This is a genomic window from Roseateles noduli (assembly GCF_050626985.1).
Classification (GTDB): domain Bacteria; phylum Pseudomonadota; class Gammaproteobacteria; order Burkholderiales; family Burkholderiaceae_C; genus Roseateles; species Roseateles noduli_A.
Window position 1 is genome coordinate 3,165,164 of record NZ_CP192463.1, and the last position, 11,658, is coordinate 3,176,821.

Consider the following 11,658-nt stretch of genomic DNA (forward strand, 5'->3'; position numbering starts at 1 on the left):
GGGTTGTCTCCGGATGAAAAAAGGGCGCCGCGCGTCGTCGGCGGGCGCCCTTGGTCTTGTCGGCGACGGTCTTCGCCGTCGCGGTTCGTCAGCGTCCGATTTACAGCGCCTTGACCAGTTCAGGCACCGCGGTGAACAGGTCGGCTTCGAGGCCGTAGTCGGCCACCGAGAAGATCGGCGCTTCCGGATCCTTGTTGATCGCGACGATCACCTTGGAGTCCTTCATGCCGGCCAGATGCTGGATCGCGCCGGAGATGCCGGCGGCGATGTACAGCTGCGGCGCGACGATCTTGCCGGTCTGGCCGACCTGCCAGTCGTTGGGCGCGTAGCCCGCGTCCACCGCGGCGCGCGAGGCGCCCAGCGCGGCGTTCAGCTTGTCGGCCAGCGGGGTCAGCACTTCATTGAACTTGTCGCTGCTGCCCAGCGCGCGGCCGCCCGACACGATGATCTTCGCGGCGGTCAGTTCAGGACGATCACTCTTCGTGACCTCGCGGCCGACGAAGCTGCTCTTGCCGCTGTCGGTCACGCCGGACAGCGATTCCACGGCGGCGCTGCCGCCTTCGGCCGCGGAGTCGAAACCGGTCGTGCGCACGGTGATCACCTTGACGGCGTCCGTCGACTGCACGGTCGCGATCGCGTTGCCGGCATAGATCGGACGCTCAAAGGTGTCGGGGCTGACGACCTTGGTGATGTCGCTGATCTGGCCGACGTCCAGCAGCGCGGCGACGCGCGGCGCGACGTTCTTGCCCGAGGCGGTGGCCGGGAACAGCAGGTGCGAGTAGTCCTTGGCGATGGCGATCACCTGGGCGGCGACGTTCTCGGCCAGGCCGTCGGCGAACTGCGCGCCGTCGGCGTGCAGGACCTTGGCGACGCCCGAGATCTTCGCAGCGGCCTGCGCGGCGGCGCCGGCATTCGAGCCGACGACCAGCACGTGCACGTCGCCACCGATGGCGGCGGCGGCGGTGACGACGTGGTGCGTGGCACCCTTCAGCGAAGCGTTGTCGTGTTCAGCGATGACGAGGATGGTCATGTTTGTTCTCTCCAGAGGCGTCGGTCTGCCGACGCTTTGATGTCTTACCCAGCGGAGCCCACGGAACCGGCTCTGCCGGGCCGTCGGGCTCGCCCCCTTGAGGGGGCGCGCGAAGCGCGTAGGGGGTGGGTCAAATCACCTTGGCCTCGGTCTTCAGCTTCGCGACCAGCGTGGCCACGTCCGGCACCTTGATGCCGGCGCTGCGCTTGGGCGGCTCGGCGACCGACAGCGTCTTGATGCGCGGCGACACGTCCACGCCCAGGTCGGCAGGCTTGACCACGTCGAGCTGCTTCTTCTTCGCCTTCATGATGTTGGGCAGCGTCACGTAGCGCGGCTCGTTCAGGCGCAGGTCGGTCGTCACGACCGCGGGCAGCGTCAGGCTGACCGTCTCCAGGCCGCCGTCGACTTCACGCGTGACGTTGACCTTGCCGTCGGCGACTTCCACCTTCGACGCGAACGTGCCTTGAGGCAGGCCGGTCAGCGCGGCCAGCATCTGCCCGGTCTGGTTGCAATCGTCGTCGATGGCCTGCTTGCCCAGGATCACCAGCTGCGGCTGTTCCTTGTCGACCAGCGCCTTCAGCAGCTTGGCCACGGCCAGCGGCTGCAGCTCGAGGTCGGCGGGGGTCTCGACCAGGATCGCGCGATCGGCGCCGATGGCCATCGCGGTGCGCAGCGTTTCCTGGCACTGCGTGACGCCGCAGGAGACGGCGATCACTTCCGTGACCACGCCCTTCTCCTTCAGGCGGACGGCTTCTTCGACGGCGATCTCGTCGAACGGGTTCATGGACATCTTCACGTTGGCGATGTCCACGCCGGTTCCGTCACTCTTGACGCGCACCTTGACGTTGTAATCGACGACTCGTTTGACGGGGACCAATACCTTCATCGAAGCACTCCAAGCGGATTGACGTTAACGTTAATCAGATTCTATGGGAGCCCCGGGGCGCTCCCGTGTCTCCCAGCCGTCATGCGCCCCTGCTCCCGTCCCGGGCATCCCGGAAAACCGCGAGCGTCTCCTCGGCGCTGGCTCGAAAATAAAACGAACGATCGTTCTATTCTAGCCATTGCTTCGCGGCTGCCAAGCGGTTCACGGCAGGAATGAGGGATTCCTCTAGACTGCGCTCCCGATACGCCAGCACCACCGCCCCCAACGATCACGACCGCGAGTTCCGTGCCTCCTCCCTCCTCTCCATCGATCGCTCCCGCGAGTTCCCTTGACACCGACGCGCGCGTCCCCTGCATCGGGGTCTTCGATTCGGGCGTCGGCGGTCTGACCGTGCTGAAGGCGCTGCGCGAGCAGTTGCCCGATGTGCCGTTGCACTACGTCGCCGATACCGCTCACGCCCCTTATGGAGACCGCAGCAGCGAGTACATCGTCGAGCGCAGCGTGCGCGTGGCCGAACGCCTGCGCGAGGTCGGCGCCCGGATGGCGGTGGTGGCGTGCAACACGGCGACGGCGCATGCGGTGCAGGCCATGCGCGAGCGCTGGCCGGACTGGCCGGTCGTGGGCATCGAGCCCGGCGTGAAGCCGGCCGTGGCCGCGACGCGCAACGGCCGCATCGGCGTGATGGCGACGACGGCGACGATCGCGAGCCGGCGTTTCGAGCAGCTCGTCGCGGCACATGCCAGTGATGTCGAGTTGATCAGCCAGCCCTGCCCCGGCCTGGTCACGCTGATCGAGCAAGGCGATCTGCGCAGCGCCGAGCTCGGCGACCTGATCGAGCGCTTCTGCGAGCCGCTGCGGCAGGGCGGCGTCGATACGGTGCTGCTCGGCTGCACCCACTACCCGCTGGTGCAGGCACGCATCCAGGCGGCGTTGGGCGACGGCGTTCAGTTGCTCAACATCGAGGACGCCGTCGCGCGTCAGGCGAGGCGCGTGTGGGAGGGACTCGGTTTCGCCGCGTCGGGCCCCGCGGCGATCGTGCTCGAAAGCACCGGCGATCCCGCGCCGCTGCAGCACCTGGCGCGCGAGGCCCTCGGCTGGCGCGACGTGACGGCCACGCGCATCGCGGCCTGAGCGACGGCCAGCGAGCTGACCGGCCTCAGATCAGGTTCAGATCAGCGCCCGCGCCAGTCCGCGCGTCATGTCGACGCGTCTCAGCAACCAGTAGCCGAGAACGAAGAAGACGCCGGTCGCGAGGATCGCGAGACGGTGATTGCCTGCCGTCAACACCGTGACGGCGCCGTAGGTCAGCGGACCGATGATCGCGGCGAGGCGGGTGGCGAAGGTCCACAAGCCGAAGAACTCGGCCAGGCGGTCGTGCGGCGCGAGGGCACCGGCAAGCGCACGGCCGCAGGACTGGCTGGAACCCATGCACAGGCCCGCGATCACCGCGGCGATCCAGAACAACCAGGCGCTCGTCGCCAGGAAGGCCAGCAGCGTCATGACCATCCAACCCACCAGCGTCACCGCGAGCGCGGGCTGGTGGCCGATGCGGTCCTCGTAATAGCCGAACAGGAAGGCACCGACCGCGGAGGCGATGTTCACGAGGAACACCAAGGTCATCGTCTGCGCCTGTGTGAAACCGAGCGCCTGCTCCGCATAGACAGCGGCGAGCGCGATGACGACGGCGATCCCCGCCTGGTAGCTCGTGCCGCAGGCCAGCAGTCGCAGAAAGTCCGGATAGGCACGTGCACGCTGCCAGGACGTCCACAGCTGGGAAAGACCTGACCCCATGCGAGCGGCCCGACGCGTGGCGCAGGGATCGGCGCGCTCGCGCAGCAGCAGGAAGGTGGGCAGCGCGGCGAGCAGATACAGCCCGGCGGTGATCAGCATCGTGACCGGGACGAAATGGTCGGCTGTGTCTCCGCGCGCCTGGGCGCTCAGCACGTAGCCCAGGCACAGGCCGAGCGCGAGCATCCCGCCGAGGTAACCGAAAGCCCAGCCCCAGCCGGACACGCGCCCGAGCGCATCGCGCCGCGCCAGCTCCGGGAGGAACGCCGCGATCAGCGATTCGCCGTAGGAGAAGAACACGTTGGAGAGCACAACCGCCGTGGCCGCCCACCACAGCTGGTCCGCGCCGAATACCGCGAGCGCGGCGGTCGACAACACGCAGCCGATCGTGCAGAGCCCCAGCAGTTTCTTTTTCGCCCCATGGGCATCGGCCCAGGCGCCCAGCCCCGGCATCGTCACCATCACGAGGAAACTGGAGACGGCGATCAGCACGGTCCAGAGCAGCGTCGCCGACGGCTGGCCCTTGGCGATGACGCCGACGAAGTACGCGTTGTAGACGGCCGTCAGGACGACGGTCGTGTAGCCCGAATTGGCGAAGTCGTACATCGACCAGCCGAAGACTTCGCGCTTGCGAACGCCCGGGTTCAACAGTTCCTGCACAAACATGCCCATGTGCTGCAGTCTCTGGAAGCCGATCGCGTGGTGCCTCGAACGGGACTCGAACCCGTACGCCGGTTGAGGGCGGCGGATTTTAAGTCCGCTGTGTCTACCAATTTCACCATCGAGGCGCGACGACTCCGCATCGATTCCATGTCGGAGTGAGCGCGCATTATCACGGCGACCGACAAAGAAAAAAGGGAAGCCAAACTGGCTTCCCTTTGTAGGATTTGGAGCGGGAAACGAGGCTCGAACTCGCGACCTCAACCTTGGCAAGGTTGCGCTCTACCAACTGAGCTATTCCCGCATCGCAGGACAGCGGAGTGTTCAATCACCCCACCGACCTTTGGTGTCGTTGGAGCGGGAAACGAGGCTCGAACTCGCGACCTCAACCTTGGCAAGGTTGCGCTCTACCAACTGAGCTATTCCCGCAATGTCCATTCTTTGGAGGCGCGATCCGGAGTCGAACCGGACTGACCGGATTTGCAATCCGGGGCATAACCGCTTTGCTATCGCGCCCCAGAACCCTGGACGGGATTCTGTAGAAGCCGGATTTGGTTGTCCGACTTCGATAAAAAATGGAAGCCTGGGCTTCCATTTTTTGAACCTGGAGCGGGAAACGAGGCTCGAACTCGCGACCTCAACCTTGGCAAGGTTGCGCTCTACCAACTGAGCTATTCCCGCAGGGTCTTCAACACACTGCCTGCTTCAACTGCCGTGCAATTCTTGCGAATTGCTTTGTCGTCGCTGCACCGTTTGCGCTGAAGCCGAGAGTATAGAACGGTTTTTGACGCTCTCGCAAGAGTTCGGCGACTTCTTTATGAAGATCGCCCAAGTGCCGATGCCAAGCCCAAAGAAAAATGGCGCCCGAAGGCGCCATTGTCGTGTCGAGCCCGGGCTCAGTGCTTCAGGGAGTCGCCCGCGTCAGGCTTCGGGTCCGCCACCTTCTCGGCCGGCGTCGCCGTCGCAGCGACCTCTTCCTCAGGCAAGGCCTGCGGATAGGTCTCGAGGGCCACTTCCAGCACGCGATCAATCCAGCGGACCGGCACGATCTCGAGCTGGTTCTTCACGTTCTCCGGAATGTCCTGCAGATCCTTGACGTTCTCTTCCGGAATCATGACCGTCTTGATGCCGCCGCGATGCGCCGCCAGCAGCTTTTCCTTCAAGCCGCCGATCGCCGTGACCTCGCCGCGAAGCGTGATCTCGCCGGTCATCGCCACATCGGCCCGCACCGGAATCCCGGTCAGCGCCGACACGAAGGCCGTCGTCATCGCAATGCCCGCGCTCGGACCATCCTTGGGCGTCGCGCCGTCCGGCACGTGCACGTGGATGTCGCGCTTCTCGAAGAGCTCATCCTTGATGCCCAGCCGGCGAGCCCGCGAACGCACCACCGTGCGCGCCGCCTCGACCGATTCCTTCATCACGTCGCCCAGCGAGCCGGTGCGGATGATGTTGCCCTTGCCCGGCATCGCGGTGGCTTCGATGGTCAGCAGATCGCCGCCCACTTCGGTCCACGCCAGACCGACCACCTGGCCGACCTGGTTCTTCTTCTCCGCACGGCCGAAGTCGTACTTGCGAACGCCCAGGAATTCGTTGAGGTTGTCCTCGTTGACGACCACCTTGCTGTCGTAGGCCTTCAGCTGAAGACCCTTGACGACCTTGCGGCAGATCTTGGAGATTTCGCGCTCCAGCGACCGCACGCCGGCTTCCCGCGTGTAGTAGCGGATCACGCCGCGGATCGCGTCTTCGGTGACCTCGAGTTCCTCATCCTTCACGCCGTTGTTGCCGCGTTGCTTCGGCAGCAGGTAGCGCTGGGCGATGTTGACCTTCTCGTCCTCGGTGTAACCCGACAGACGGATCACTTCCATCCGGTCCAGCAGCGCCGGCGGGATGTTCAGCGAGTTCGACGTCGCCACGAACATCACATCGCTCAGGTCGTAGTCGACCTCGATGTAATGGTCGGCGAAGGTGTGGTTCTGCTCGGGGTCCAGCACCTCCAGCAGCGCCGACGACGGATCGCCGCGGAAGTCCATGCCCAGCTTGTCGATCTCGTCGAGCAGGAACAGCGGATTGCGCGTGCCGACCTTGCTCAGGCTCTGCAGCACCTTACCCGGCATCGAGCCGATGTAGGTGCGGCGATGACCGCGAATCTCGGCCTCGTCACGCACGCCGCCCAGCGCCATGCGGACGAACTTGCGGCCCGTGGCGCGCGCCACCGACTGCCCCAGCGAGGTCTTGCCCACGCCCGGAGGTCCGACCAGGCACAGGATCGGCGCCTTCACCTTGTCGACGCGCTGTTGCACCGCGAGGTACTCGAGGATGCGTTCCTTGACCTTGTCGAGGCCGTAGTGGTCCTCGTTGAGCACCGCCTCGGCATTGGCCAGGTCGTGCTTGATCTTGGTCTTCTTCGCCCACGGCAGGTTGACCAGCGTGTCGATGTAGTTGCGCACGACGGTCGCTTCCGCGGACATCGGCGACATCAGCTTGAGCTTCTTGAGCTCGGACTCGGCCTTCTTGCGCGCTTCCTTCGGCATGCGAGCAGCCTGGATCTTCTTCTCCAGCTCCTCCATGTCGGCGCCTTCTTCGCCGTCGCCCAGTTCCTTCTGGATGGCCTTGACCTGCTCGTTCAGGTAGTACTCGCGCTGGGACTTCTCCATCTGGCGCTTGACGCGGCCACGGATGCGCTTTTCCACCTGCAGGATATCGACCTCATGCTCGAGCAGGTCCAGCAGCTTCTCCAGACGCTTGCCCACTTCGGACAGGTCCAGCACCGACTGCTTCGCATCGAGCTTGAGCGGCAGGTGCGCGGCGATCGTGTCGGCCAGGCGGCCGGCATCGTCGATGCCGGCGATGGACGTCAGGATCTCCGGCGGGATCTTCTTGTTCAGCTTGACGTACTGGTCGAACTGCTGCGTCACGGCGCGGCGCAGGGCTTCGACCTCGGGCTGATCATCGGCTTCCGGCGGAATGGGCACGACCTCGGCGGTGAAGTGCTCTTCACCGTCTTCGATCTTGCTCGTCGTCGCGCGTTGCAGGCCTTCGACCAGCACCTTCACCGTGCCGTCGGGCAGCTTCAGCATCTGCAGGATGCTGGAGACGCAACCCATCTCGAACATGTCGTCGGGCTTGGGTTCGTCCTTGCCGGCCGCCTTCTGCGCGACCAGCATGATCTGGCGCCCTGCTTCCATCGCCGCTTCCAAGGCCTTGATGGACTTGGGACGACCCACGAAGAGCGGGATCACCATGTGCGGGAACACGACCACGTCGCGCAGCGGGAGCAGCGGCAGCGTGATGGGTTCCGCGGGGAGGATCGGATGACCGGACATGAAAACCTCTCTTTCTCAAGCCCATCTAGGGCCCGAGCTACCAATTACAAGGTGCCGTTCAATAGCCTTTGAGCAATTGCTTTCCACGTGAAGTGATGGCAAGCGAATCGCCCGGGGGTGTCTTCGCGACCTCAGGCGCTGGCCTTGGTTTCGCGATAGACCAGCAACGGCTTGGTGTCCTCGTCGATGTTGTGTTCGTCCAGCACGACCTTGGCGACGCTCTCGAGCGAAGGCAACTCGAACATGGTGTCGATCAGCGCATGCTCGACGATCGAGCGCAGGCCACGGGCCCCGGTCTTGCGGGCCAGCGCCTTTCGCGCGACCGCGCTCAGCGCCGACGGACGCACTTCCAGTTCCACGCCGTCCATCGAGAACAGCTGCTGGTATTGCTTGACCAGCGCGTTGCGCGGCTCGGTCAGGATCTGCACCAGCGCGTCCTCGGTCAGTTCCCCGAGCGTGGCGATCACGGGCAGACGGCCGACCAGTTCCGGGATCAGTCCGAACTTGATCAGGTCGCCCGGTTCGACTTCGCGGAACAGCTCGCCGACCTTCTTGTCGCTCTTGCTCTTGACGTCGGCGCTGAAGCCGATGCCCGAACGTTCGGAGCGGTTCTGGATGAGCTTCTCCAGGCCGTCGAAGGCGCCGCCGCAGATGAACAGGATGTTGGTCGTGTCGATCTGCAGAAAGTCCTGGTTCGGGTGCTTGCGGCCACCCTGAGGGGGGACCGAGGCCATCGTGCCTTCGACCAGCTTCAGCAGCGCCTGCTGGACGCCCTCGCCCGACACGTCGCGCGTGATGGAGGGGTTGTCCGCCTTGCGGCTGATCTTGTCGATCTCGTCGATGTAGACGATGCCGCGCTGCGCGCGCTCGACGTCGTAATTGCAGTTCTGGAGCAGCTTCTGGATGATGTTCTCGACGTCCTCGCCGACATAGCCGGCTTCGGTCAGCGTCGTCGCATCGGCGATCACGAACGGGACGTTCAGGACGCGAGCCAGTGTCTGCGCCAGCAGCGTCTTGCCCGAACCGGTCGGTCCGATCAGCAGGATGTTGCTCTTGGACAGCTCGACGCCGTCCTTGGTGTCAGCCGCGTGGCGCAGCCGCTTGTAATGGTTGTAGACCGCGACGGACAGGGTGCGCTTGGCCACGTCCTGGCCGATCACGTACTGGTCGAGCGTCGTCTTGATCTCGCTGGGGACGGGCAGGTCCGACTTGCTGGCACGTCCGCCGGTCGCCGCCTCGGCGGGGACCTCGTCGCGGATGATGTCGTTGCACAGCTCGATGCACTCGTCGCAGATGAACACCGACGGGCCCGCGATCAGCTTCTTGACCTCATGCTGGCTCTTGCCGCAGAAGGAGCAATACAAGACTTTTTCGCTGGAGTTGCCTTTTTTCTCGGCCATGGGAGTGCTGCTGGGGCTGCTGAAGGGCTGCGGGGAATACAGGCAAGTGCCTGCATTGATGATAGTTCAATTGCCGGCACCACCCTTGGGGGGATAAAAGCCCCTAAGAGTGGTCAGTTGGTGCGGTCAACGGGCGGTCAGTTGACAAGCGGAGCCGGCGGTTCGCTCCGCACCAGTCAGAAGACTTCCCGATCTTGAGAAATCTCCTGCTCGGAAGCGGCAGCGGAGGGCGGGGGAAGACAAGCGGCGCCCCTCAGGGACGCCGCTAAAAGCCGGAAGTGAACCGGTCCCCGATCCGCGATCAGCGCTTCTCGATGACCTTGTCGATCAGGCCGTAGGTCGCCGACTCGGCGGCCGACATGAAGTAGTCGCGCTCGGTGTCCGCCTGGATCTTTTCCAGGCTCTGCCCGGTGCGTTCGGCCAGGATGCGGTTCAACTGCTCGCGGGTCTTGAGGATCTCACGGGCGTGGATCTCGATGTCGGTGGCCTGACCCTGGGCGCCGCCCAGCGGCTGGTGGATCATGATCTTGGAGTTCGGCAGCGCAAAGCGCTTGCCCTTCTCGCCCGCGGCCAGCAGGAACGCGCCCATCGACGCGGCCATGCCCATGCACAGCGTCGAGACCGACGGCTTGATGAACTGCATCGTGTCGTAGATCGACATCCCGGCCGAGACGCTGCCGCCCGGCGAGTTGATGTACAGCGAGATCTCCTTCTCGGGGTTCTCGCTCTCCAGGAACAGCAGCTGCGCCACCACCAGGTTGGCGACGGCATCGTTCACCGGGCCGACCAGGAAGACGATGCGCTCGCGCAGCAGGCGGCTGTAGATGTCGTAGGCGCGCTCGCCGCGGCCCGACTGTTCGATGACGATGGGCACCATGCCCAGGTTGCTGGTTTCAAGCGCGCTCATGAAATCCTCTGATGTGGTTCGAGATCACGACAAACCATTATGTCGTGCGCTCCATCCCCTGACCGTGCGAGGGTTCCCTCCCGGGAGGGGCCCCACCCGACGGTAGCGCCGGGGAAAGAAAAAGGCGCCGGCCTTTCGGCCTGGCGCCTTACTTGGCGATGAGTTTGCGGCGAATCAAGAGCAACGCCGAAAAAGCCCGCGCCAAAGCAGCGTGTCCGCGGATCAGGCCGTGGCCATCAGCTCGTCGAACGGCAGCTGCTTGTCGGTGATCTTGGCCTTGCCCAGGATGAAGTCGGTGACGTTGTTCTCGATCACGACGGCTTCGACCTCGGCCATGCGCTCGCGGTCCGACAGGTACCAGCGCACGACTTCCGCCGGCTTCTCGTAGCTCTGCGAGATCTCTTCGATGTGGGCCTGCAGCTGCTCGGGCTTGGCCTGCAGGTTCTGCGAACGGACCAGTTCGGCCACGACGAGGCCCAGGCGCACGCGCTTCTCGGCTTGATCGTTGAACAGCTCGGCGGGGATCGGGGCCTTGTCGGCGTCCTTGATGCCGCGCTTCTTCAGGTCTTCGCGGGCGTTGGCGACCATGCGCTCAGCTTCGCCGGCGATCAGCGACTTGGGCACGTCCAGCTCAGCCTTGCCGACCAGCGCGTCCATCGCGGCGCCCTTGTTCTTGGCCAGCACGCGGAACTTCACTTCGCGCTCGAGGTTCTTCTTGATGTCGGCGCGCAGGGCCTCGACCGTGCCTTCCTTGATGCCCAGGGCCTTGGCGAACGATTCGTTCACTTCGGGCAGGTGCTGGGCCTCGATCTTCTTGACCGTGACCAGGAAGTCGGCTTCCTTGCCGGCGACGTCCTTGCCGTGATAGTCGGCCGGGAACGCGAGCGGGAAGGTCTTCGATTCGCCGGCCTTCATGCCGCGCACGGCCTTCTCGAAAGCCTCGAGCATCTGGCCTTCGCCCAGCAGGAACTGGAACGCTTCGGCCTTGCCGCCGGCGAAGGGTTCGCCGTCGATCTTGCCTTCGAAGTCGATGGTGATGCGGTCGCCATCGGCGGCCACGTCCGCGGCACCCCGCTGGGCGAACGAACGGCGCTGCTTGCGCAGGATCTCGACGGTCTTGTCGATGGCTTCATCGGTCACGTCGGCGGCGACGCGCTCGATCTCGGCCTCGGCCAGATCGGCGATCTTCACTTCCGGGTAGACCTCGAAGGTCGCGTCGAAGGCCAGCTGGCCTTCGGCCGCTTCGTCCTTCTGGGCGATGCTGGGCATGCCGGCGACGCGCAGCTTGGCCTCGTTGGCGGCGGCGCTGAAGGCCTCGCCCAGCTTGTCGTTGACGACTTCGTACTGGACCTGCGCGCCGTAGCGCTGCGCCACGAACGACATCGGCACCTTGCCGGGACGGAAACCGTCGGCCTTGACCGTGCGGGCCAGCTTCTTCAGGCGCGACTCGACTTCGGAGTTGATGTCAGTGGCCGCCAGCGTGAGCGTGATGCGGCGTTCGAGCTTTTCGAGAGTTTCGACGGTGACAGCCATAGTGGACTCGGAATCAGTTGAGAGTGTGGTGCGCGGGGCCGGACTCGAACCGGCACGCCCGTGAAGGCGTCAGGACCTAAACCTGGTGCGTCTACCAATTTCGCCACCCGCGCCGGGTGAACTGAGGTCGT

Annotated in this window: 8 protein-coding genes and 6 tRNA genes; 1 reads left to right on the forward strand and 13 read right to left on the reverse strand. The window is 64.8% G+C overall.

Annotation, left to right across the window (positions count from 1 at the left end; all coding sequences use genetic code 11):
• Positions 1–100: 100 nt before the first annotated feature.
• Complete coding sequence (locus ACQ4L4_RS13810) at positions 101–1,030, reverse strand: electron transfer flavoprotein subunit alpha/FixB family protein (protein WP_431104745.1); 930 nt, start codon at positions 1,028–1,030, stop codon at positions 101–103.
• 130 nt (positions 1,031–1,160) lie between these two features.
• On the reverse strand, positions 1,161–1,916 hold the full coding sequence (locus tag ACQ4L4_RS13815; protein ID WP_431104746.1) for an electron transfer flavoprotein subunit beta/FixA family protein: 756 nt from the start codon (positions 1,914–1,916) through the stop codon (positions 1,161–1,163).
• A gap of 285 nt (positions 1,917–2,201) precedes the next feature.
• On the opposite strand from ACQ4L4_RS13815, the gene murI reads away from it, so the two are divergent.
• Positions 2,202–3,047 carry a glutamate racemase gene (gene murI, locus ACQ4L4_RS13820; protein WP_431104747.1) on the forward strand — a complete coding sequence of 282 codons (846 nt, stop codon included), beginning with the start codon at positions 2,202–2,204 and terminating at the stop codon, positions 3,045–3,047.
• 36 nt (positions 3,048–3,083) lie between these two features.
• Here the strand turns inward: murI and ACQ4L4_RS13825 are convergent, their stop codons facing one another.
• The 11 genes from ACQ4L4_RS13825 to ACQ4L4_RS13875 all read right to left on the reverse strand — a co-directional run bounded on the left by ACQ4L4_RS13825 (position 3,084) and on the right by ACQ4L4_RS13875 (position 11,640).
• Positions 3,084–4,376, reverse strand: a complete 1,293-nt coding sequence (locus tag ACQ4L4_RS13825) for an MFS transporter (protein WP_377152586.1) — start codon at positions 4,374–4,376, stop codon at positions 3,084–3,086.
• A 28-nt stretch (positions 4,377–4,404) separates the two neighbouring features.
• Positions 4,405–4,492: transfer RNA gene (locus ACQ4L4_RS13830), tRNA-Leu, on the reverse strand.
• Between the two features lie 100 nt (positions 4,493–4,592).
• Positions 4,593–4,668 (reverse strand) — tRNA-Gly (locus tag ACQ4L4_RS13835).
• Between the two features lie 49 nt (positions 4,669–4,717).
• Positions 4,718–4,793 (reverse strand) — tRNA-Gly (locus ACQ4L4_RS13840).
• A gap of 13 nt (positions 4,794–4,806) precedes the next feature.
• A tRNA-Cys gene (locus tag ACQ4L4_RS13845) sits at positions 4,807–4,880 on the reverse strand.
• Between the two features lie 89 nt (positions 4,881–4,969).
• Positions 4,970–5,045: transfer RNA gene (locus ACQ4L4_RS13850), tRNA-Gly, on the reverse strand.
• 215 nt (positions 5,046–5,260) lie between these two features.
• Positions 5,261–7,687: an endopeptidase La gene (lon, locus tag ACQ4L4_RS13855; RefSeq protein WP_377152584.1), complete on the reverse strand. Its 2,427-nt coding sequence runs from the start codon at positions 7,685–7,687 to the stop codon at positions 5,261–5,263.
• A 131-nt stretch (positions 7,688–7,818) separates the two neighbouring features.
• Positions 7,819–9,087: an ATP-dependent Clp protease ATP-binding subunit ClpX gene (gene clpX / locus ACQ4L4_RS13860; RefSeq protein ID WP_067275628.1), complete on the reverse strand. Its 1,269-nt coding sequence runs from the start codon at positions 9,085–9,087 to the stop codon at positions 7,819–7,821.
• A gap of 301 nt (positions 9,088–9,388) precedes the next feature.
• The gene (gene clpP / locus ACQ4L4_RS13865; protein WP_067275631.1) at positions 9,389–9,994 is read right to left on the reverse strand and encodes an ATP-dependent Clp endopeptidase proteolytic subunit ClpP; all 606 of its coding nucleotides are present in this window, start codon (positions 9,992–9,994) and stop codon (positions 9,389–9,391) included.
• Between the two features lie 222 nt (positions 9,995–10,216).
• On the reverse strand, positions 10,217–11,527 hold the full coding sequence (tig, locus tag ACQ4L4_RS13870; RefSeq protein WP_431104748.1) for a trigger factor: 1,311 nt from the start codon (positions 11,525–11,527) through the stop codon (positions 10,217–10,219).
• 26 nt (positions 11,528–11,553) lie between these two features.
• Positions 11,554–11,640, reverse strand: a tRNA-Leu gene (locus ACQ4L4_RS13875).
• Between the last annotated feature and the right edge of the window lie 18 nt (positions 11,641–11,658).